The organism is Algibacter lectus (genome assembly GCF_900112395.1).
Lineage (GTDB): Bacteria > Bacteroidota > Bacteroidia > Flavobacteriales > Flavobacteriaceae > Algibacter > Algibacter lectus.
The window spans coordinates 366,947-390,565 of the sequence record NZ_FOLN01000003.1; the positions used below are offsets into that span (position 1 = coordinate 366,947).

A 23,619-nucleotide genomic window follows, 5' to 3' on the forward strand; every position below is an offset into this window, starting at 1 on the left:
AACCGCAAATCATTATTTCGATTTTTTAGGCGAAGCGAAGATTAAAATAGGTATATATCAATAATATCTCTGTTTTTTAATAAATACTCAATTCGGTTTTTTTAGTCAATATTGTAGATATATGAATTAATGGTAAAGTTTGATGGCTTTAATAGAAAGAATGCTATAATTTTTTGTAAAAGACTGACAATAATTCAAACAATGTGTTTGTTGAAAAATCAAAAAATAAAAATATTTATGAAGATACCCCTAAAAAATTAGGGATAAAATTGAGTAATTGATAAAAGTTAACGAATTACCCCTATTTTTTGAGGGGTTTAAAATATTTTGCCATAGTTTTGAGGTGTTCTTAACGAATAAACCAATAACTTATAACTTTAAAATAAACACAATTATGAAAAAATTTATCACACTTTCAATGCTTTTTGTTGCTGCAATAGGTTTTGCTCAAGAAGATGAGGAGTCAAAATTATCTGTAAGCGGTAGTATTGATGCTTATTACCAAACTAACTTAACTACTTCTGATGATTTAGGTCAAAGTTTTGGGACATCTTTCGCAAATAGAACTGGATTTGCTCTTGGTATGGCGAACGTTATTGCTTCTTATGAAGGTGAAAAAACAGGTATGGTTGCAGATTTAGTATTTGGCCCAAGAGGTGTAGATGCTGCTGGTGGAGATAATGATCTTTACGTTAATCAACTTTATGCATACTGGAATGTGTCTGAAGGTACAACTTTAACAATGGGACGTTTTAATACGTATTTGGGTTACGAAGTTATTTCTCCAGTAGGAAACTTTAACTACAGTACATCTTACTTGTTCTCTAGCGGACCTTTTTCTCACTTAGGTTTAAAAGCTGATTTTGCTTTATCTGATGACTTTAGCTTAATGTTAGCTGTTATGAATGCTACTGATGTTTATGATAACATGACAGGGGATTACGCTTTAGGTGCTCAATTAGGGTATGCTGGACAATTCTTAAACTTTTATTATGATAATGATACTGTTTTAGGTTTTGAAATTGACTATACAGGTGGATTCGATTTATCTGATGACTTTTTCTTAGGAATAAACGCTGCTTACCAAACTAGTGATGATGCTGGCTTTTATGGAGCTGCTTTATATCCACAGGTTGCAGCTTCTGAATCTTTTACAGTAGGATTAAGAGGAGAGTATTTTGGTTTACATGCTAAAGATGTTGATGATTTACCAAGTGTATTTGCTGCAACTTTAACAGGTAGTTATACTTTAGAAAATTTAACTATCAAGCCAGAAATAAGATTAGATTCTTGGAGTAATGATATGCCTTACTTAGATTCTGATGCTGCAGCAACAGATAACTTAGCTGCATTTACTTTAGCTGCTATCTACTCTTTCTAAGTTTAAAATATTATAAATCCTCGTTTTTAAAACGGGGATTTAATAGTGCTATTATTAACTAACCAAAAAAAATATAATATGATGTCAATATTAAATTTACCTTTATTAATTCAAGATACCGCTGCTATTGAAGGCGATATGGGGATGATGTGGATGCTAATCTCTGGTATTCTGGTATTCTTTATGCAAGCAGGTTTTTTCTTAGTTGAGTCTGGAATGACAGATTCTAAGAATGCTGTAAACATTGCCATGAAAAACTTCCTAGATATTGCAGTAGGTTCTTTAGCCTTCTGGTTTATAGGATACTCTTTAATGTACGGAGCAGATCAAGGTGGTGGATTTTTCCACTGGGGAGGTTTTACATTCTCTCAAGGAGCTGCCGATTTATTCTTCCAAACTGTATTTGCTGCAACTGCTGCAACTATTGTTTCTGGTGCTGTAGCCGGAAGAACAAAATATACAACTTACGCTATTTTTAGTATTGTTTTAACTGCTTTTATTTACCCTATCGCTGGTGGTTGGGAATGGAACGGTGGTTGGTTAAACAACACTGATGGTATTATGCCTGCTGAATTTATCGATTTTGCTGGATCATCTATTGTTCACTCTGTTGGTGGATGGGCTGCACTTGTTGCTGCTTGGATGGTAGGTCCTAGAATTGGGAAATTCTTAGATGGTAAGCCTGTTGAAATGCACGGTCACAACCAAATGTATGCTACTTTAGGTGTATTTATTCTTTGGTTAGGATGGTTCGGTTTTAATGGTGGTTCTCAATTAGCTTGGGGTGGTGATGATGCTACTGCAGCTTCTCAAGTTGTTTTAGTAACAAACTTAGCTGCTTCTGCTGGTGCTTTGGGTGCTTTACTTTTAACATGGATTAAAAATGGAAAACCAAACTTAAGTATGACTTTAAATGGTGCACTTGCTGGTTTAGTAAGTATTACTGCTGGTTGTGGAAACATGAGCGAAGGTGGAGCTGTATTAGCTGGTCTTGTTGGTGGTCTTCTAGTTGTGTTTTCAATTGGTTTTGTAGAAAAAACATTAAAAATTGATGATGCTGTAGGTGCTATTTCAGTACACGGTATTTGTGGTGCTTGGGGAACTTTAGTTATAGGTCTTTGGGGTATCGATGGTGATGCTGGAATTGGAATTTTTAATGGAGGTGGCGCTGCTCAATTAGGAGCGCAAGCTATTGGAGTTTTAGCTTACGCAGCTTGGGCTATTGTTTTATCTTTTGTTTTCTTATTTATTATGAAGAAAACTATTGGATTAAGAGTTACAGAGAAAGAAGAAATTGCTGGTCTTGACTGGACAGAGCATGGATCTATCGCTTACCATGGTAAGAGACAAAGAGAGATCGACGAAGAATAAAAACTATTATTTACTATAAATGATTAAAAAGATGCCTCAAAAAGGCATCTTTTTAAGCGTTTATGATAATTCAAAAAAACCTTTTGAACTTCTAGTTTTATAGAATTCAAATAATTTTTACCTTAACAAACTAAACATATTTAAGAAATGAAATTATGAAAAAAATTGAAGCCATTATTCGGAAATCCAAATATCGTGTAGTGAAAGAAGCTTTGCATGATGTTGGTGTAATATTTTTCTCTTACTGGGACGTAACTGGTCTTGGAAACGAAAAAGAGGGGCATGTTTATCGTGGTGTTAGTTATAGTACTAGTGATATACAACGTAGATATTTATCTATAGTTGTAAATGATGATTTTGCCGATGTTACCGTAAAAACAATTATTAACTCTGCTGGAACAGGAGAAGTTGGTGATGGTAAAATATTTGTATCAGATGTACAAGAGTGTTACAGAATTAGAACCGGAGAAAAAGGTAGTGACACATTAAAATAAATAACACAATTAAACTAACAAAATGGAATTACTTACAATAAATAATGTATGGATGATGATCTGTACGGCCTTAGTTTTCTTTATGCATACTGGTTTTGCATTTTTGGAAATTGGGCTAACAAGACAAAAAAACACATTAAACATATTATTTAAAAATATTCTTATAATAACTATCGGCTTACTTCTTTACTGTTTAGTAGGTTTTAATTTAATGTACCCTGGTTTTGCTGAAGGTTCTGCTGGAATTTTTGGTTTTGCAGGCTTTGGTTTAGAGGCTCCGTTAACTGCGGAAGGTGCTTTAGATTTAACATATAATGAAGGTTATACGTATTGGACAGATTTCTTGTTTCAAGGTATGTTTGCTGCAACTGCTGCAACTATTGTTTCTGGAGCTGTTGCCGAACGTATGAAAATTGGACCTTTTATGATTTTTACTATTATCTATGTTGGGTTGGTTTATCCAATTGCTGGTTCATGGAAATGGGGTGGCGGATTTTTAGATCAATTAGGTTTTTACGATTTCGCAGGTTCTACCTTAGTGCATTCTGTAGGTGGTTGGGCAGCAGTAGTTGCTGTTTTCTTATTGGGGCCGCGTATTGGTAAATTTAAAAATGGAGAACCTCAGGCTATTCCTGGTCATAATATACCGTTAGCAACGGCAGGTGTTTTAATCCTTTGGTTAGGATGGTTTGGTTTTAACGGAGGGTCTGTGCTTTCTGCTAATCCAGAATTAACATCTTTAACTCTAGTAACAACATGTTTAGCTGCTGCAGCTGGTGGAGTAGTTGCTGCTTTATTCACTTTTATTAAATATAAAAACCTAGATTTAACCATGTTTTTAAATGGTATTTTAGGTGGTTTAGTTGGTATTACTGCTGGGGCAGATGTTATGTCGCCTACAAGTGCTATTATTATTGGTGCTGTAGCAGGTATACTTATTGTTTTAGCTGTTAGTTGTGTAGATGCTTTAAAACTTGATGATCCTGTAGGTGCTATTGCGGTACACTTAATTTGTGGTATTTGGGGAACTTTAGCAGTAGGTATCTTTTCTACAAACCCAGAACATAACTTTTTAGCGCAATTAATTGGTGTAGCTTGTTACGCTGTTTTTTGTTTAGTAACCTCTTTTATTATTATATTTACCTTGAAGAAGGTTGTTGGTATTAGAGTTTCTGAGAAAGAGGAGCTAGAAGGTTTAGATGCTCATGAGCATGGCATGGAAGCTTATCCAGATTTTAGATCTAACGATCACTAGAAGAGAACTATTTAACTGATCAATTATATTATTTTAAAAAGGTGTTTTGCTTTATGCAAAACACCTTTTTTGTTTGAGGGATTTTTTAGATGTTATTGTTTGGCTATTGAGTGTGTTTTTGGTTATTTATTTGGCGTGTAGGGATAGTGTTTGCAAGGTTAAAACTATCGTTGCGATATGTGCGCAAGGGATAGTAGTGAAAAGCCCACAGCTGCCGCAATGGTAATTGCGGTGGCGCGGACTTGTAGCGTATAGCCCGACCCTTTTGGGTTGCGCCCTAATAAAAATAATAGAAGATGTTTTAACGTAAAAAAGCCCCCATAGTTGGAGGCTTTTTGTATTTAATTTGAATGTTTTATTATGCAGAGTTTCTACTTGCATTAATGTTTCCGAATAATGAACGGGTAACAATTTTTTCAAATATTTTAATTTGTTCTTCGTCTCTAACTTCGGCTTTTTCTAATTCTTGAATCTTTTTAAGCGCGTATTGTTGTATGGTTAACAATGGTAATACAATAGATTCGCGAACTTGAATAGAGGCACGGCCTGCTGGCTCGTTTTCCATAAGTTCTTTATAACCGGTTAGTTTTAAAAGTAGCGATTTTGTTGATAGGTATTCGTTATAAATAATATCCCAAAATGCGCCAAACTCTTCGTCTTTAGACATGTATTTTGTTAAATCGAAAAACGATTTAGTTAAAGACATCATACTGTTTTCTAACAGGGTCTTAAAGAATTTTGAGTTTTTGTATAGTTGCTCAACTTTATGGAATTCTCCACGATCTTCGTAGGCTTTTAATGCTTTGCCAACGCCAAAGAATCCAGGTACGTTTTGTTTTAACTGACTCCAAGAGCCTACAAAAGGAATGGCTCTTAAATCTGAAAAGACTAACTTATCTGATGTGCCTCGTTTTGATGGACGAGAACCAATATTTGTTTTTGCATAGTATTTTAAAGTACTCATGCGCTCCAAATATGGTATAAACATGGCGTGACCTTTAAAGTCTTTATAAGCAGTGTAGCTTGTTTCGGCTAGATCGTTCATTACAATTTTGTCTTCTTCGCTCATGGCTTCGTTGTTTTTGCCAATGCGGTTAGAAATACCAGAACTTATTAATTGTTCTAGATTGTATTGAGATGAGTCTAGAGTTCCGAAATTAGAACTTATAGTTTGTCCTTGTATGGTTAATTGTACTTCTTTGTCCTCGATTGTTGGGCCTAAAGAAGAGTAAAATTGGTGTGTTTTTCCACCACCACGCGCAGGAGGTCCTCCACGACCATCAAAGAAAATAGCTGTAATATCGTATTTTCTAGAAATAGCTGTTAGGCGCTCTTTGGCTTTGTAAATACCCCAGTTTGCCATAAGATATCCACCATCTTTTGTTCCGTCAGAGAAACCTAGCATAATAGTTTGTTTGTTTCCTCTTTTTTCTAAATGCGCACGGTAAGCAGGATTGCTGTAAAGTTGCTCCATAACGTCTGGCGCGTTTTCTAAATCTGGAATGGTTTCAAAAAGTGGACCAACATCTACCGTTAAATCATCTTGGAATGCTACTAATTTTAGCATTGCAAAAAGTTGCATAACGTTTAATGCGGTTTGGTTGTTGCTAATAATGTAACGGTTTGCACCGCGCTCACCATTGGTTTTCTGTATTTTCTTGATAGCCTTAATGGTTTTAAGCGTGTTGCTTACCATTTCGTCTTCAAAAACATCGATATCAATTTTATCTCCACTTACTTCTGATAAAATTTTAACTTGCTCATCATCGGATAAGTCGTGATAATTTTTAGGGAACGATGGGTGATTGTTTTCTATTAATTTATCGATAACTGTAGTAAACACGGTGTGGTGAATACGGCTATCTTGCCTAATGTCTAAGGTTGCAAAGTTGAAACCGAAAAGATTAATTTTATTAATTAAGCTGTTAATTTCGTTAATGTAAAGCGATTGGTGATCAGCTTCGATAACGTCTCTAATGCTTAATAATTCGTTAAGCAGCTCATCGGCTGTAATTGTTTTTTCCGTGTTTAAGTTTATACTAAAGTTGTATAAAATTGTTTCTAACTTAATAACGCGCTCTTCTACACCTCTAAACGTAAGTTTACGTCTTAGGTTTTTTAAATCGGCGTAGTACTTTTTAAGTATAGCTTGTTTTAATTTTTTAGCAACTTTTATTGTTGTGTTTGGTTTTACAAACGGGTTTCCGTCTCTATCACCACCTGGCCAGAAGCCAATGTTAATTATTTCGTTGTGCTTTTGAGTATCGTCGTAAATGTTAGTTTGGATATAGTTGTAAATATCTCCAAACGATTTATAAAATACGTTTTCTAAATACCAAATTAAGCTTTTTGCCTCATCATAAGGTGTTGGCTTTTCACGTTTAAAGAAAGGTGTTTTTCCTAATTGTGCAAACAAATCGTTAATGCCATTTAGGTTGTTTTCTTTAACCGCTTTCGATAAATCGGTAATGATACCTAAAACTGAACCTGGGTAAAATTGTGTAGGGTGAGCTGTTAATACAATACGTACTTTAAACTCTTCTAGGTATTGTTGAAGCGCTTCTAATTGGTTTTCTGAAGTTGCTTTTTCTTTAAGGTGTCTAAGTGTACCAATACCATCCATATTATTTACAATAGGGAAAGCAGCATCTTCAATAGCATCAAACAATACTACTTGGCGCTCTATGTATTGGATAAAACGGAATAATAGGTTTATTTGGCTTTCTTCAGATCTACGACCTTGATATTTTTGGAAAAATGTATCTACAATGGTTGTTGGATTGTCGCCTTGGGCGAATCCTTTTTCGCAAGTTTCGTGAAACAACGGTAATAATACACCGGTTTTTGTAATAGTATCAAAAGGAAGTGTCATAAAAATACTATTGTAAATTTGGTATTTAGACAACACACTTTGATTAAATCGTGTTAATTTTGGCTCTACAGACATTTTTTTCTTTCTATTCTAAAATTAAAACATAAAAGTACTAAAGGAAATCTTAAAGAACGAAGGGTGTTTGAAGTTTTGTCAATTTTTGTTGTTTGTAGATTCCTTATTATGAATAATTAAAAAAAAAGTTGATAATGCCATATTCTTTATAATAGCAAATAGCAGAATTTTAAGCTTTTCTTTACAAGAAGATTCAGAAATAAAAACATTGTACGTTATTAAAGTATGATATATGTCATTTTTATCAATCTATTCCTAGTCTACATTTGTTGATTAATTCAATTAATATGAAAAACACACATTCATTTCATATTCCTGTTATGGGAATAGGATTTACAATAGATACTCCTTTAAAAGTTGCTCAATACGGTATGGATTCTGTGATTTCTTTGGTAGATGATATTCTACTTGAAAAATTACGAAAAATGTATAGCGAAAAGTTTGAGGTGCCTTACCATGAAATTTCAGATAAAATAGAAGATTTTAGGGCAAAAAGAATTACTTCTTATTTAAATTTAATTAGCGATTTAGCGGGCAAGAAATTTGAAGAATTAAAAAATGTTTCCGCAGAAAAAAGCGAAGAACTTTTTAATTATGTCAGCATGTTGCCCGATGGTTCTAAAATGAAGGCTGAATTTGAAAAACTAACGTCTAAAGAATTAGATTTCTCTAAGGTTAAAAACTGGGTGAGTAACAATTTATCTATGGGCGCGATTGACGTTAATATCATGACTAAAGTTGATAAAGATAACTATATAAAAGATGAAAAATTACCTGTAGAATTTAACGATGCACATGCGGCGTTACGTGGTTTTGCTAACAGTAAATTAAACTCGTCTGTAGTGCTTTCTGCTGGTATGAACCCGAGATTATATGCGTATATGTCTCAGTTTAATGATTTCTTTCCAGATGAAAACGGTGCGTTTAAAAAGCGTATTATTTTAAAGGTTAGTGATTATAGATCGGCCTTAATTCAAGGAAAATTTTTAGCTAAAAAAGGCTTATGGGTTTCGGAATATAGAATAGAGTCTGGTTTAAATTGTGGCGGTCATGCTTTTGCTACAGAAGGGTATCTTTTAGGGCCTGTTTTGGCAGAGTTTAAAGCGCATAGAGATGAACTTCAAAAAACAATTTATAGTGTTTTAAGTCAGGAGCTTTTAAATCAAAATAAAGCCATACCAAAACAAGAATTAAACTTTGAAATTACAGCACAAGGAGGTGTTGGAACTTTTGAAGAGCATGAGTTTTTAATGAAGCATTACAACTTAGATTCTGTAGGTTGGGGTAGCCCGTTTTTGTTAGTTCCAGAAGCTACAACTGTAGATAAAGATACGCTGAGTAAATTAGCTAAAGCTGAAGAAGGCGACTTGTATTTAAGTGGTGTTTCTCCGTTAGGTGTGCCTTTTAATAATTTAAAAGATAATACAAAAGATGCGGAAAAGCAGGTTAGGATTGATAAAGGTAGACCAGGAAGTTCGTGCCCTAAGAAATTTGTAGCCATGAACAAAGAGTTTAAGGAAACAGGTGTTTGTACGGCATCTAGAGAATATCAACATTTTAAAATAAAAGCTTTAAAAGACCAAGAATTATCCCCGGAAGATTATCAAAACCAATACAATAAAATTATTGAAAAATCTTGTACTTGCGTTGGTTTGGGTACTTCTGCGCTTTTGGCTTACGGGTTAGATACAAAAACGGAAGGCGAAGGTGTTTCTGTTTGTCCGGGGCCTAATATGGCATATTATTCTAAGGTAATGAGTTTAAAAAACATGACCGATCATATTTACGGGCGAGATAATATGGTTTCTAGAACAGACAGACCTAATTTGTTTGTTAAAGAGCTTGATATTTATATCGATTTCTTAAAAAACAAACTAGCTGAGGCTCGAGTGTCGATGAATAAAAAAGAAGAAAAATACTTATTGAATTTTACAAAGAACATGAAAGCCGGTGTGGCGTATTATCAATCGCTTTTTAATGATGTAAAAAATGAATTTGTAGATATTAAGGCATCTGTTTTGTCTGAGCTTTTTAAAGGAGAATTAACGTTAAACGAGATTCAATTAGAAATAGAAAGCTTAACTATTAAAGCTTAAACTTAAAGCGTTTTGTGGTTTTTCGCAAAACGCTTTTTGTATTTTGACATTTATTTAAGAGTTTACTTAACAATAATTTAATGATTTTATAAAAAGAATGCTGGTTTTTTATTCTCATGTTTTTTTTATGGTATTCTGAATTTAATACGCATTTTAATTAAGATATTTGCAGTTAAATGAGGATTACTATGGATTTGGTGAAAGAAATACAACGCTTAAAAAAAGAGAAGAATGCCGTTATTTTGGCGCACTATTATCAAGTGCCAGAAATACAAGATATTGCCGATTATGTTGGTGATAGTTTAGGTTTGTCTCAAAAAGCTGCTGAAACCGATGCTGATATTATTGTGTTTGCAGGTGTGCATTTTATGGCGGAAACTGCAAAGATTTTAAACCCATCTAAAACAGTTGTTTTACCAGATTTGAATGCAGGTTGTTCTTTAGCCGATTCTTGTCCTCCAGAAGATTTTGCTGCGTTTACTAAAAAACACCCAGACCATGTGGTGATTACTTATGTAAACTGTTCGGCTGAAATTAAGGCGCTAAGTGATATTGTTTGTACATCTTCCAATGCATTAAAAATAGTGCAATCTATACCAAAAGAAACACCTATTATATTTGCTCCAGATAGAAATTTAGGACAATATATAATAAACGAAACGGGTCGTGATATGCTACTTTGGGATGGTAGTTGTATTGTGCACGAAGCATTTTCAATCGATAAATTAATTGAATTACATAAAAAATATCCAGAGCATAAAATTATAGCACATCCAGAATCTGAAACTCATATTTTAGATACGGCTACTTATATTGGTTCTACCTCTGGGATGATAAACTTTGTTAGAGAGCATGCTAACGAGAAATTTATTGTAGCTACCGAAGCAGGAATTTTGCACAAAATGCAAGAAGAAATGCCAGATACAGAATTAATTCCGGCGCCAGCCAAGGAAGATAATACTTGTGCTTGTAGTGAATGTCATTTCATGAAAATGAATACCATGCAGAAATTATATGATTGTTTGCTTAACGAATCGCCACAGATTGATGTTGACGAGAAAATTCGTGAACGTGCATTATTGCCAATTGAGCGTATGTTAGAACTTTCAAAATAATATGATAAAGGCAGACTATTTAGTAATTGGTTCAGGTATTGCAGGATTAACATTTTCGGTTAAAATTGCAGAGAAATTCCCCGAGAGAAATGTTGTTATTGTAACAAAAGCTTCCGAGGAAGAATCTAATACTAAATATGCTCAAGGTGGTGTGGCTATTGTTTTAAACCACGAAAAAGATTCGTTTAAAAAGCATGTAGACGATACGTTAATTGCGGGCGACGGACTTTGTAGCAAGGAGGTTGTTGAAATGGTTGTAAACGAAGGGCCAGATCGATTAAAAGAATTACTAGAGTGGGGCGCTAATTTTGATGAAGATGCTAGTGGAAACCTAGATTTAGGTAAAGAAGGTGGTCACTCAGAATTTCGTATTGTACATCATAAAGATATTACTGGTTTTGAGATTGAAATGGCTTTATTAAAGCGTGTACATCAATTACCAAATATTACTTTATTACCGCATCATTTTGCTATCGATTTAATTACAAACCATCATATTAAAAAGCTTAAGCCTTTGGAAAAGGGCTGTTATGGTGCTTATGTTTTAAATCAAAAATCGGGTGAAATTTTTACTATAAAAGCTAAGAGTACATTATTAGCTTCTGGCGGCATTGGTCGTGTTTACGGGCATACTACCAATCCGGTTATTGCTACAGGAGATGGTATTGCTATGGCGTACCGTGCCAAAACTAAAATTTCCGATATGGAGTTTGTTCAGTTTCATCCTACAGCTTTGTATGATGTGCGTGGCGATCAATCTTCTTTTTTAATATCTGAGGCTGTACGTGGTTTTGGAGCGTATTTACGCGACAAAAATGGACATCGTTTTATGCCTGATTATGATGATCGTGCCGAATTAGCGTCGCGCGATATTGTGTCTCAAAGTATTGATAGTGAGCTTAAAAAATCGGGGGAAACACATGTGTTTTTAGATTGTTCTCATTTAGATATTGATGCTTTTAAAGCACATTTCCCTAATATTTACCAAAAATGTTTAGATAACCATATTGATATAAAAACAGATTGGATTCCTGTGGTGCCAGCTTCACATTATTTGTGCGGTGGTATTGATGTAGATATGGATGGAAAAACATCTATTAAAAATCTATTTTCTTGCGGAGAATGTACTAAAACAGGACTTCATGGCGCAAATAGGTTGGCATCAAACTCTTTGCTAGAGGCTATGGTTTATGCACATAATATTTTTAAATTTCATAGTAAAAATACTTTAGAAACTTTTGATTTAGATATTCCTGACTGGGATGATAAGGGTACAACTATTGCTAAAGAGCACGTTATTATTCAGCATAATTTAAAACAACTACAAGCTATAATGCGTGATTATGTTGGTATTGTGCGTAGTGATGATAGGCTTAAGAGTGCTATTAAGCGTTTAGATTTAATTTATGATGAGGTAGAGGCTTTTTATAAAAAATCGAAAATAACGACCTCGTTGTGTGAATTGCGTAACATGCTAAATGTTGCTCATTTAATTGTAAACCAATCTATAGAGCGCAAGGAAAATAAAGGTGGGTATTTTAATATTGATAATGTTTAACACGAAGTTTTAAACTAAGCAATTTTTAAAATATTATCATCTGGGAAACAATGCGTATATATTCTTTCGAATAATAAATCTTGATTTAAAGGTTTGGTAATGTAATCACACATACCTAGTTTTAGAACGTGTGCTCTAGTTTCGTCTATAGCATCTGCTGTTATCGCTATAATTGGGATACCCGCTATAACAGAGCCTAAACTACCGCTTTTGATAATAGATGTGGCTTCGTAACCATCCATAATTGGCATTTGTAAATCCATCAAAATAATATCAAAAGTTTCGGTTTTAAGCATTTCTATGGCTTCTTTTCCGTTGTTGGTAACTGTGAATGAAATGTTTTTTTTGGTTTTTAAAATTCTAGATAAAACCATTTGGTTTATCTTGTTGTCTTCTGCTATTAAAATCTTCAAAGGTTTGTCTTTGTGGGAGTTAATAATGCTTTTTACTGCGGGTTGTTCTTCTGAGATGTAACGGAAGTTTAAATTAATAAATACATTTGTACCTTGGTTTATTTTGCTACTAATTTTTATTTCGCCATCAAATAGTTTAACAATATGGTAAACTATGGTTAAGCCCAGGCCAATACCACCAAATTCACGTTTATGGTTTAGTCGCATTTGACTGAAACTTTCAAATACATTGTTTATGGAATTCTGGTCTATGCCAATACCTGTGTCCGAAATTTGAATAGAAAACTGGCAGGTGTCGGTATTTATTTCATTACAAATCAGCTTAAAATAAATGTTGCCTTTATCAGTAAATTTCAAAGCGTTAGCCAACACATTATTTATTACTTGTACAAAGCGTGTGGAGTCGGCTAGTATTTTTTTAGGAATTCTGTTATCTAAATCAAACTTGTAGTCGAGTCCTTTTTTCTCTGCTTCAATTTTCCAATTGTCGCTAATCTCTTGTAGTTGAATGGCAGGATTGAAAACGGTAGGACTGAGGTGTAATTTATCATTTTCAATTTTTTCAAAATCAATAATATCATTCACGTTACTTAGTAAGCTTAACGATGCGTTTTTTATAATTTCGAAAGATTCGTTTGTTTTTTTGTTCTTTTGTCGGCCTAATTCAATTTCAGCAATACCCATAATGGCGTTAATAGGTGTTCTAAGTTCGTGGCTCATGTTAGACATAAAATAGGTTTTAAGTTCACCTATTTCTTCCGATTTTATTAACGCCTCCTTTTGTAATTTTTCTTTTTGAATGCGCATGTATTTTATCAGGTTCGTCATGGAAAGCGATAGGAAAATCACCTCTAAACCAGAGCCGAATTTAGAGCTATTCAGTGTGAAAAAGTTGTTTGGTAGCAGGCTTAGGTTGTTCATAACAAAACCTAATAAGCCAATTACTAAAAACAAAATACCAAAAGAGAAATAAGGATCTATTTTAATGCGTTTATAACGTAATGTAAATACACTAGATAAAATTAAAATTAAGCTGTATAAGCCATTTAAGTTACTTATTGGGTAGGCAATTTCTAAAGATTTCGAGTTTACAAATAGCAATGTAAACAAGAACGCTATAATGCCATAAGCCACGTAGTATGCCGTTTTAAAAGATTTTAAATGCGTATCTACTTGTAAAAAGTATTCGCAATATTTAAGCAGGTAGAAGTTAGAGAATAGGGCGGTTATTAATACTATTCGGCTATTAAGAAAGCTTGCATCTGTAAAAATATACTCGTGTATAAAACCATCTAATGCTGCTTGCATAAAGCAAATTGAAAATACATAGATACCATAATACAAAAAGGCTTTTTCTTTTATGGTGCTATAAAAAAATAAGTAAATAATACCGGCTAAAAGGAGTAGTCCATAAAAAAGACCTAAAAATAATTGTTGGAAGTAATTTGTTTTCCAAAAAGAGGCTTCACTGTATAAATTTAAGGGTAGGTTTATGGTTTCTCCATCACTTTTTAGATGAATATAAATTTGTTGTGTTTCATTTGGAGGTAAATTGATTTTAAAAATTGTAGACCTGTGGTTTACCTGTTTGTCTTTAAAATCTATTTGATCGCCACTTTTAAACACTTTAGTTTCGGCTTTCGAAATTTGATAAAGTTCTGCATAATCGGTTACAGGGCGTCCGGTTTCTAAATAGTAGGTTTTAGATTCTGTGCCACTGTTTTCGAGTTTAAAACGAATCCAATAACTATCAGATGTAAAACCAACACTTTGGTTGTTCGATTCTAAGTTTTCAAAATGGAGTAGTGGACTTTGGGTAACATCATTAAGGCTTATGTTTAAGCTGCCTGCGTTGGTAAATTGGGCATATTCATATAACTCTCCTTTGCTCTTTTCTGGAAAATAGATGTCATCTTGAGCGTACAGGCATAGACTGAATAAGTAGATTAAAGCTAAAAACTGTTTCATGTAGGGGGTAGGCATTAAACAGGTCAAACATAAGTAATAAAAGTCTATAATTGAATTTTATTAACATTAATATTGCGTTTTAACGTTTAAAAATGTATTTCAACGATATATTTTTTGAGTATAAATTCTTTCAATACGATATTTTTTGAAATAAATTTCGTGTTTGATAGGTTTAATGTAATGATGTGAAAAAAGCAGCACCTAATCCCTCAATTAGATGCTGCTTTTAAAAAACGTATTTAGGTTAAGTATTATTTACTTAGCATAAGGAGTTCGTTACAAACAATTTCGGTTACGTAACGTTTAGTGCCATCTTTATCATCGTAACTACGGTTTGTTAATTTACCTTCTATGGCAATTTCTTTTCCTTTTGTAACATAGTTTTCAACAACCTTTACAAGGCCGCCTCTAACCACAATATTGTGCCAGTAAGCACGCTCTACTTTGTTGCCATTTTTGTCTTTGTAACTATCGTCGGTAGCTAGCGAAAATTTCGCCATTTTATTACCATCGGTAAAATTTACAATTTCTGGGTCTTGCCCTAATCTACCAATCAACTGTACTTTGTTTCTAAGTGCATTCATAATTTAAATTTTTTAATGCTTACCATCTATAGTAAGCTCGTTAAACAGTTAATACTATTGAACCTCAATGGTTTCAACACTGCAAATATCTAACAGCTTGCAAATTTTATTCGGTAATTAATTGCTTAAAATCGTTTGTAAATGTTTGTAGTCGTTTGTAAATGGATAAGCCTTTTAATAAATAAAGTATGAAATAGGTGTCTAATTAACTGATGTAGAACTAAAATGAATTTTAATATGGCTTCTGTTTTAGTTTTTTTGAGTATGTTAGCGTTATAGGAGTTGGACTGTATGGTTTGTACGATTGTTATGTGTTATTAGGTGAAAAATGAAATATAGAGAATTAGGGTGCTTCTTTGTTTTAAGTGTTATAATCGTTTTGCTTAGTCTTGATGTAGGGATGTTTTGGGATAATGTACTTTACGGCTCTAAAATAGGAAATCACTTAATTCAAAATTCTCTATTTAGATGGGATTCTATTCCTGTGTCGATTGATAATGGACACCCTCCTTTTTTAGCAACCCTATTAGCTAGTGGTTGGGTGTTGTTTGGTAAATCATTATCAATATCACATTGGATGATGCTCCCTTTTATTTTCGGATTGTTATACCAACTATATTATTTTGTATGTTTTTTTGTAGAAGGAAAATATTTAAAAATAGCAGCTTTTATTTTAGTGCTTGCCGATCCAACATTGTTATCTCAATTAGTACTAATAAGTCCCGAAATATTTCATTTATTCTTCTTCTTTTTGGCTTTAAATTCAATTTTACGGAATAATATTTTTTTCAAAATATTAGGTCTTTCTTTATTGGGGATTGTAACGTTTAGAGGGATGATGCTTTGTTTTGGGGTTTTTCTTATTGATGCATTAATTTTTACAGTAATTAAGAAACAAAAAATTCAATATTTTTTTTCAAAGGAAGTTCTTCTAACATATTTAGTTGCCGCCACTCCAGCTTGTCTGTATGTGGCTTGGAGATATGCTACCAAGGGTTGGTTGATTTCCCATCCACTACAAACGTGGGGCAATGCACTAGAGTTTTCTTCGATTCTTGATTTTTTAAGAAATTTCGGAAGAAATATTCTCGTATTGGGGTATCAATTTACTGATTTTGGAAGAATTGTTTTATTATTATTTATAGTTGGTACATTTTGCATTAAAAGAAAAACAATAGATTGGAAAAAATATAATTATTTATTGATTATAAGCGTTTTTTCAACTAGTGTTATATATTCAACTAGTTTAATAATTAGAAATACAATGGGGCATAGGTATTTCGTGATTTCATATGTAGCGTTGGCTCTATTAGCATTTATGCTTATTATGGAGTATAGAGCGAAAAAAATTATTTTTTCAGGTATGTTGGTTAGTTTGTTGTTAGGTAACTTAATTGTGTATCCCGATACATTTGCACAAGGATGGGATGCCTCTTTGGCTCATTTATCATATTGGCCTATTCGTAAAGAAGCTATAAATTATATGGAGGAAAAAGGAATCCCTATTGGAAAAACAGCATCGTTTTTTCCAAATAGCACATCAATAGATAATATTGATCTTAATGGAGATATCAGGGCGTTTGAAGGTTATTCAGGAGATGAGACTTATGTGTTTTATTCTAATGTTTATAATTTAAGTGATGAAGAGTTGCAAGAACTCCAGGAAAATTATTATACATTAAAATTATTTAAAAAAAACAATGTAAGAATTGAAATAATGATGAAAATAGCTAGGTAGTATAGTTGTATGATAGAATATTTAAAAAGCACAAAATGATAAAACAAAGATTGGTGTCAAACTTCGAGAACATTCTTAAAGCGAAGGTTCATTTTTTTATGAAGAAATCCATCTGGAAATACTTGATATTGTCTTTAATTCTTGGTTTTTTGAAACCAATAAACGGATTAAGCTCAATAGTAACAGCGCTGATATTTTTTGCAGGAATCAATTTAATATTGTGGCCTTTGCAATACATAAGTGCTAAAAATTTTGCAAAAAAAATAAACTTTGACGCCACGGTAGAATTTAATGAAACTGAAATCAAAATTAATCATAACAATAAAGACTTAACCGAATTGAAAGATTGGAATTGGATTAAGAATATTGAATTGAACAAAGAAAGTATATGGCTAACTTTAAATCAAGCAAGACCATTTGCAATAGCAATTCCGAAATCAAAATTGAATGCTTCTGAAATTGAACTGTTCGAGAGAATGAAGAAAAACAACCAATAATTATAGATGATGATGTTGTATGTCGGTCTCGCCAAAACTCTTGTGAATTTTCTATTTGATAAATACTTCTGTTATGCATAGAAAAATAATGACTAAGAATACTTCTTTTATCCTAATTACTCTAATGACCTTGTTGTCTTATGGGCAAAACTCATTGACTAATTTTCTTTCAGTTGCTCCCATTTCTCTTTTTGATAACACTACCGAAGGAATTTCATCTGGAGAAATAAATAATTTGGTTAAAAAAGGAGAATCTACAAATTGGAAAGTTTCATTTCAAAATAAAGAAAGATTAACAATTTCATGTAAGCATCCGTTTTCTCAAGTAACATTGTTTTTTCTAACCAAAACTGATGGCACTTTAATACTTGTTTTTCATACAGAAAATGAAAAAACATCTACTATCGATACTTGGGAAAAGAGTGGTAGTAATATTCTAAAGAAAATTAATGTATTGCCATCTATACAAGCAAAAGATTTTTTCTTAAAGGAAAATCAATTTAAAGGAATATCAGAATACAATAGTCGTGTATATTATTACTTAGATATGGAAACATTAACAATTAAAGCACGCTTTGATACATGGATGATAGAGCACGAATATTTTACTGAAGATAAAAGTGTGGACTACAATATATCGTTAAAGTGGAATGGTACGAAATTTGAGGTGCAAAAGGCAAGGTAATTAAAGCAAGAAATCTCTTGTGTTGCATTTGGTTTTCTTCGGAAAATACAAGTGAGCAAACCATAGCGCTAACCAAACATTGTAAACTACAAACTGCATGAAATGTTTCTATTTTAAATTCGTAATATTTTTATTGTTATCAATCTCAATGTATTCTCAAACCTTAGATACTCTTGTGGATATTGGAGGTTATAAAATGCATTTCAAAATAATGAAAGGAGAAGGAACTCCAATTCTTTTTGAAGCAGGTGGAGGGAATGATGCCTCTGTTTGGAGTGATATATTAGAAAATATTCATGAAGTTACAGGTACAACACTAATAACTTATGACAGGTCTGGGTTTGGAACAAGTGAGTTAAATTCGAATTTAAAAAACGAATCTGATTTTGGAATAGAAAACGGTGTAAAAGAACTAGAAGCAGGACTTTCGAGGTTGGGTTATAACCAAGAAATTATTCTAGTTTCTCATTCTTATGGCGGGCTTTATAATTTATTGTACGCAAATAAACACCCTCAAAAAGTGAGGTCTATTGTTTTAATCGATGTTACGCTTAGTAATTTCTGGAATGAGGAATTGTTAACAATGAGAGATCGCAATGTTGATATTAGTACTATAAAAAAGCCTTCGGGTGATTATTATTTAAATGTGAATTTCAATGAAACAATGCGCTATGTGCGAAATATGGAATTCCCAAAAAACATATCAATTATAAATGTTTTCCCTGAAAATTCTTTTCCAGGTTACCCTGAAATACTTTCAGGTCGATGGCTAAAACTTCACAAAGAACTTGGTGACCAAAATGATAATGTAGAAAATGTTTTAGCCGAAGGAAGTGGTCATGCTGTTTTTCAAGATAATCCAGGGGTAATAATTAATACAATTATAAAGGCATACTCCGAAACCTTAGACGGGAAGAAACAAAATGAGTTTTTGAAAAAGGCTTTCGATAATGCTATCGATTTGTCTATTCAAACTAAAAAAGTTGAAACTGAGAATAAACATTCGGAAGGTGATTTAAATGAATGGGCATATTCGCTATTGAGAGGTGGAGCGTTAGACAAGGCGTTACAGATTTTTAAATTGAATATCATGCTGTTTCCAAATAGTTGGAATGCTTATGATAGTTATGGCGAGGCTTTATTGCAATCAGATAAAAAAGTAGAAGCAATTGAGGCGTATGAGAAATCCATTGAATTGAATCCGAAAAATGAAAATGCAAAAACAATGTTGTTACAAATAAAGCAGAAGTAGTTATTAAAGCCCTTAAAGTGAGTCTAGTCTAAATTGAAATTTAGATTGTTTTTTTATTGTTATGATAATAATTCCGATATTTGAGTGTCATAAAATTAAATAAATGAGTACTTTTTTATTCAATCATATAGCGCTTTCTGTAAAAGATGTAGATCAATCTACGGCGTTTTATCAAAAGTTGTTTCAGTTGAAAGAAATTGAGAATACAGCCTCCGGTTCTAAGACAAGGTGGTTATCAATGGGCGAAGGGAAACAGCTTCATCTTATTCCGCGTCCAGATGCTGAAATAAAAACAAATAAGGCTGTTCATTTTGCTTTAGCAACATCTAATTTTAACGCATTTGTATTGCATCTAGATGAGTTGAAAATAGAGTATTCCGATTGGCTCGATACGCCAAATAAAGATTATATACGAAAAGATGGAATCAGGCAGGTTTACTTTCAAGACCCAAATGGATATTGGGTTGAAGTAAATGATGATGTTCAGTAAATTAAAAGCTTTTCCTTGTAATTTATTTCATTAAAAAGCGTCATACACAGGGACTATTATAATTCAAAAAAAATATGAACTCACTATTAAAAGTAATCTGTTGCCTTACAATTTCTTCTTGCTTGGCTTGTCAATCCGATAAAAAGTCGACCACTGAAACTATCCTTGTAAAGGAACAGAAAACCATGCAGCGAAGCAGTGAGTTTAATGAGTATTGGTATAGTGGCACGGCAGAGTTAAATAGTTACACATTAAAACAGTCGCGATATGGAGAAATTCGTGAAGGTGAAGTTGTTTTGGTTTTTGTAACCGAGCCTTTTTCGCTAAGTAAACAAGTGAAGTTGGATAACCCGAAAGAAGCTGGAGAAGATTTAGTTCCGGTTATGAAATTAAATCATGTTCGAAAATTCACTACAGGTATTTATGATTATTCTATTGTAACCTCTTCTTTTACACCTGTAGATTTTCAAAAACATCCAAATACATTAAAGCTGAATACAAGCATTCAGGAATGGTGCGGACATACATTTACGCAGCTTAACTTAGATGGGAATAATTACGCTTTTAAACAGTTTTCTTATTTTGAAGCCGATGGAGATACAGAGAAAACTATTCCTGCGGCAATGCTGGAAGAAGAGCTTATTACGCGTATTCGTTTAAATAAAGGTAAGTTGCCTTTAGGGGAAGTTGATATCATTTTTTCAACGATATACAGTCGTTTTGCTTATAAAGATTTAGAAGCGACAAAGGCTGAAATTACTAAAACAGAACAAGACAGTACTATACGTTATAACATTGCCTATCTAAGTTACGATAGAAAGGTTTCTATTGAAGTAGAGAAAAACTTTCCGTATAAAATACTATCATGGACTGAAGATAATGGAGACGGGCTAGTAACGGAAGCACGATTGAAAAAAAGTATTCAAGAACCATATTGGAGCCAAAAGAAGTTGTCCGACGAAGTTAAAAGAACTGAACTACAATTGGAAAAATAGAGGTTTCATGAATTGCGCCTAAATAATTGTTTTACAGAACATCTTCAAAGTAAGATTATTAGTAGAGAATCGAAATTTAAATTTTATTTGTTAAATTAGGCAAGTAAACAAGCTTCGCATGTGCTCTAGGCAATTCAATTTAAAATGAAAATACTAAGAACAAACTCTAAAAACCCAGGTTTTATTGAGTTGGTAAAACTGCTAGATAAAGATTTAGCGATAAGAGACGGTGAAGACCACGCCTTTTACGCTCAATTTAATAAGGTAGATAGTATTAAATATGTGGTTCTTGCCTTAGAAAATCAAAAACCACTTGGCTGCGGTGCTATAAAAGAATTTAGCCAAGACACTATGGAAATTAAACGCATGTATACCTCTGAGGAAAGTAGAGGGAAAGGTATTGCTTCAATGATGCTTGCAGAGTTAGAGCAATGGGCCAAAGAACTCGGGTTTAAGCAATGTGTTCTAGAAACAGGAATAAAACAACCAGAAGCTATTGCATTGTATGCGAAAAACGGCTATCATTCAATACCTAATTACGGACAATATTCTGGAGTTGAAGATAGTAGGTGTTTTAAAAAAATAATATAAATTTTCAGGAAGTATAACCCTTAAGAAATCAAGGATGATAAGAAAAATATATGTTTTATGTGTTTCAATTTTGTTTCTGTCTTGTAAAGAAACTAAAAAGGAAAGCTCAAAAGTAAATTTAAAACCAGCAACTGCTATTGAAGCATCTGAGAATTTCGATTGGTTATTAGGAAAATGGAAACGCTTAAACGAAGAGGAAGGGAAAGCAACTTTTGAACACTGGGAAAAAATTAGTAAAACCGAATACTCTGGTATTGGTTTTACCATGCAAAACGCAGATACCATTAAGCAAGAAAATATAGGATTAGTTAAAGTTGGTAAGCAATGGGATTTAGTAGTGAAAGTTCCTGAAGAAACACAATCGGTTACGTTTAAAGGTGTGGCTCATGCTGCAGATCAGTTTACATGTGAAAACAATAAAATCGATTTTCCTAACAAAATAAAATATTGGAAACACGGAGATAATATGCATGCCATGGTATCTGGAGGTGAGATGAAAATTCAATTTGAATTCGAAAAAATAAAATAATATAAGCTCAGTTTTAGTATTTAGATACCTAAAAGGCTGTATGGAGTAAGAATAAACACAAACCACTATGCAAAAGGAATGTCCAGAGTGTGGCGATAAAATTGTTGGCAGAATTGATAAAAAATTCTGTTCCGATGGTTGTAGAAATGGCTATAACAATCGGGTAAATAAGGATAGTAAAAACTTAATTAGAAACACCAACAATAGACTTCGGAAAAATTATCGCATTTTAGAAACCTTAAATCCGGATAAAAAAACGAGAACCTCACGTGCTAAATTAATCGAGCATGGTTTCGATTTTAATTACTTTACTAGTATTTATACCACTAAAGCACAAACGGTATATTATTTTGTTTACGATCAAGGATATTTAGAACTCGAAGGTGATTATTACGCATTAGTAAAACGAGAAAGTTAATTAAATTATGGATAATGTTTTATCGCTTTTTCAAGAGAATAAGCACTTTTTAATTCCTGTTTTTATGTTTTCGACTATCATCCTAATAGGTTTGTTGTCGTATTATTTCAGTAAAAAAAACAGAATGCTTCGGGAGTTTAAAAAGACCCGTAAAAAAAGTATAAACAGTATAAAAAGAAACGAGTACGCAAAAATTATAGGTAAGGCCAAGCATGTTGGCGAGCCTTTAGTTGCGCCTTTAAGCGGCAGAAAATGCGTGTATTATCATGTTGTGGTTGAGGTTAAGGGGAATAAGAGTTGGCGTAAAATTATTGACGATGTTGAAAGTCAAGATTTTTTTATTTCCGCAGCAAGTGAAATGGCCATTGTAAAAACTTCTAACTTAAGAGTAGATTCTAAATACATTCATTTAGTGAAAGATTTTAGCAAAAACTCAGGATTTAGAAAAGATGCCCCAGCGAATTTAGAAGCTTATTTAAAAAAGCATAGAGAAAAAAGTACAGGGCTGTTCGGTGTTAATAAACAAATGCGTTATAGAGAAGGAGTTATTGAAATCGATGAGAATATTGCTGTAAAAGGCATGGCGGAATGGGAAAGTTTGAGGGAACCTATAAAAGGGTATTCATACTCTAAAATACTAACACTAACAGGTACAAAAAAACAAAAGCTTTTAGTTACAGATGAACCAAAAGCTTTGTTGCGTGTAAATGTATTGTAATACGTTTATTTCCAGTTTTGTCCCTTTAAAGTCATTGCGGCTTTTAGAACATCTTTTTGACTAATTTGCCCCACTAATTTGCCGTTTTCAACAATAGGGAATCTACGGCGTTTAGCAGATAAGAATTTGTTGGCAGCATCAAAAATATTCATGTTGCCATCAATAGTATCCACATTCATGGTAATATGGTTTTCAATAGTTTTATCTTGCATAGGCATATTGTAATAGCGACTTTCGCTAATTTGTTTAATACAATCTCCTTCAGAAATTACTCCAATCAATTCGTTGTTTTCATTAACAACAGGTCCTCCAGAAATGCGGTGCGTAATTAACTTTTGCATGACGCTTTCTATGGTTTGGTTTGGCGTAAATGTTATTAAATCTGTTGTCATATAGTCACTTACCTTTAGCGGTGTGCTATCGACTACGTTAGCTTGTTGCTTTCGCGCGCCTTGAAAACTTTTTATCCCCATAGTTGTTTAGTTTTAATTAAAGTAATTCTAAATGTAGGGAATTTATTCCGA

The 23,619-nt window shown here is 33.1% G+C and carries 21 protein-coding genes; 17 read left to right on the top strand and 4 right to left on the bottom strand.

The annotated features are described in order from the left end of the window. Positions 1-394 precede the first annotated feature (394 nt). From BM246_RS07350 to BM246_RS07365, 4 genes are all read left to right on the top strand, one after another. Entirely contained in the window at positions 395-1,381 is a 987-nt protein-coding gene (locus tag BM246_RS07350) for an outer membrane beta-barrel protein (protein WP_042496780.1), read from the top strand. An 81-nt stretch (positions 1,382-1,462) separates the two neighbouring features. After that, entirely contained in the window at positions 1,463-2,752 is a 1,290-nt protein-coding gene (locus BM246_RS07355; protein WP_042502734.1) for an ammonium transporter, read from the top strand. Between the two features lie 155 nt (positions 2,753-2,907). Then, on the top strand, positions 2,908-3,246 hold the full coding sequence (locus tag BM246_RS07360; protein ID WP_042502472.1) for a P-II family nitrogen regulator: 339 nt from the start codon (positions 2,908-2,910) through the stop codon (positions 3,244-3,246). A 22-nt stretch (positions 3,247-3,268) separates the two neighbouring features. After that, positions 3,269-4,501 carry an ammonium transporter gene (locus BM246_RS07365; RefSeq protein WP_074936839.1) on the top strand — a complete coding sequence of 411 codons (1,233 nt, stop codon included), beginning with the start codon at positions 3,269-3,271 and terminating at the stop codon, positions 4,499-4,501. Positions 4,502-4,859: 358 nt separating this feature from the next. Here the strand turns inward: BM246_RS07365 and BM246_RS07370 are convergent, their stop codons facing one another. Further along, the gene (locus tag BM246_RS07370) at positions 4,860-7,448 is read right to left on the bottom strand and encodes a phosphoenolpyruvate carboxylase (protein ID WP_074936841.1); all 2,589 of its coding nucleotides are present in this window, start codon (positions 7,446-7,448) and stop codon (positions 4,860-4,862) included. A gap of 287 nt (positions 7,449-7,735) precedes the next feature. Here BM246_RS07370 and BM246_RS07375 point away from each other — a divergent pair, with 287 nt between their 5' ends. The 3 genes from BM246_RS07375 to nadB all read left to right on the top strand — a co-directional run bounded on the left by BM246_RS07375 (position 7,736) and on the right by nadB (position 12,217). Continuing rightward, a complete protein-coding gene (locus tag BM246_RS07375) occupies positions 7,736-9,544 on the top strand; it encodes a hypothetical protein (protein ID WP_074936844.1) in 1,809 nt (602 codons plus the stop codon). A gap of 176 nt (positions 9,545-9,720) precedes the next feature. After that, complete coding sequence (gene nadA, locus BM246_RS07380; protein ID WP_394345340.1) at positions 9,721-10,659, top strand: quinolinate synthase NadA; 939 nt, start codon at positions 9,721-9,723, stop codon at positions 10,657-10,659. A gap of 1 nt (position 10,660) precedes the next feature. After that, positions 10,661-12,217: an L-aspartate oxidase gene (gene nadB / locus BM246_RS07385; RefSeq protein WP_074936848.1), complete on the top strand. Its 1,557-nt coding sequence runs from the start codon at positions 10,661-10,663 to the stop codon at positions 12,215-12,217. Positions 12,218-12,231: 14 nt separating this feature from the next. On the opposite strand, the gene BM246_RS07390 is transcribed toward nadB, so the two are convergent. Then, positions 12,232-14,598: a hybrid sensor histidine kinase/response regulator gene (locus BM246_RS07390; RefSeq protein WP_052415193.1), complete on the bottom strand. Its 2,367-nt coding sequence runs from the start codon at positions 14,596-14,598 to the stop codon at positions 12,232-12,234. 251 nt (positions 14,599-14,849) lie between these two features. Then, positions 14,850-15,182 carry a single-stranded DNA-binding protein gene (locus tag BM246_RS07395; protein WP_042496414.1) on the bottom strand — a complete coding sequence of 111 codons (333 nt, stop codon included), beginning with the start codon at positions 15,180-15,182 and terminating at the stop codon, positions 14,850-14,852. Between the two features lie 328 nt (positions 15,183-15,510). Between BM246_RS07395 and BM246_RS07400 the strand changes: the two genes are divergently transcribed. From BM246_RS07400 to BM246_RS07445, 10 genes are all read left to right on the top strand, one after another. Further along, a complete protein-coding gene (locus BM246_RS07400; protein WP_042502479.1) occupies positions 15,511-16,920 on the top strand; it encodes a DUF1444 domain-containing protein in 1,410 nt (469 codons plus the stop codon). Between the two features lie 35 nt (positions 16,921-16,955). Next, the gene (locus BM246_RS07405; RefSeq protein WP_042502481.1) at positions 16,956-17,417 is read left to right on the top strand and encodes a hypothetical protein; all 462 of its coding nucleotides are present in this window, start codon (positions 16,956-16,958) and stop codon (positions 17,415-17,417) included. Between the two features lie 88 nt (positions 17,418-17,505). Further along, a complete protein-coding gene (locus BM246_RS07410; RefSeq protein WP_139221866.1) occupies positions 17,506-18,102 on the top strand; it encodes a hypothetical protein in 597 nt (198 codons plus the stop codon). 148 nt (positions 18,103-18,250) lie between these two features. After that, complete coding sequence (locus BM246_RS07415) at positions 18,251-19,354, top strand: alpha/beta fold hydrolase (RefSeq protein ID WP_074936855.1); 1,104 nt, start codon at positions 18,251-18,253, stop codon at positions 19,352-19,354. 103 nt (positions 19,355-19,457) lie between these two features. After that, complete coding sequence (locus BM246_RS07420; protein WP_074936857.1) at positions 19,458-19,844, top strand: VOC family protein; 387 nt, start codon at positions 19,458-19,460, stop codon at positions 19,842-19,844. Positions 19,845-19,918: 74 nt separating this feature from the next. Then, positions 19,919-20,839 (top strand): hypothetical protein, encoded by a 921-nt coding sequence (locus BM246_RS07425; protein ID WP_074936859.1) that lies wholly within the window; start codon positions 19,919-19,921, stop codon positions 20,837-20,839. Positions 20,840-20,983: 144 nt separating this feature from the next. Next, complete coding sequence (locus tag BM246_RS07430; protein WP_074936861.1) at positions 20,984-21,430, top strand: GNAT family N-acetyltransferase; 447 nt, start codon at positions 20,984-20,986, stop codon at positions 21,428-21,430. A gap of 34 nt (positions 21,431-21,464) precedes the next feature. Beyond that, complete coding sequence (locus BM246_RS07435; protein WP_194235714.1) at positions 21,465-21,959, top strand: hypothetical protein; 495 nt, start codon at positions 21,465-21,467, stop codon at positions 21,957-21,959. Positions 21,960-22,026: 67 nt separating this feature from the next. Continuing rightward, on the top strand, positions 22,027-22,377 hold the full coding sequence (locus BM246_RS07440) for a hypothetical protein (protein ID WP_042496435.1): 351 nt from the start codon (positions 22,027-22,029) through the stop codon (positions 22,375-22,377). Positions 22,378-22,384: 7 nt separating this feature from the next. Then, the gene (locus tag BM246_RS07445; RefSeq protein WP_042502487.1) at positions 22,385-23,095 is read left to right on the top strand and encodes a hypothetical protein; all 711 of its coding nucleotides are present in this window, start codon (positions 22,385-22,387) and stop codon (positions 23,093-23,095) included. A gap of 5 nt (positions 23,096-23,100) precedes the next feature. Here the strand turns inward: BM246_RS07445 and BM246_RS07450 are convergent, their stop codons facing one another. Continuing rightward, positions 23,101-23,568, bottom strand: a complete 468-nt coding sequence (locus tag BM246_RS07450; RefSeq protein ID WP_042502489.1) for a CBS domain-containing protein — start codon at positions 23,566-23,568, stop codon at positions 23,101-23,103. Positions 23,569-23,619: the final 51 nt, after the last annotated feature.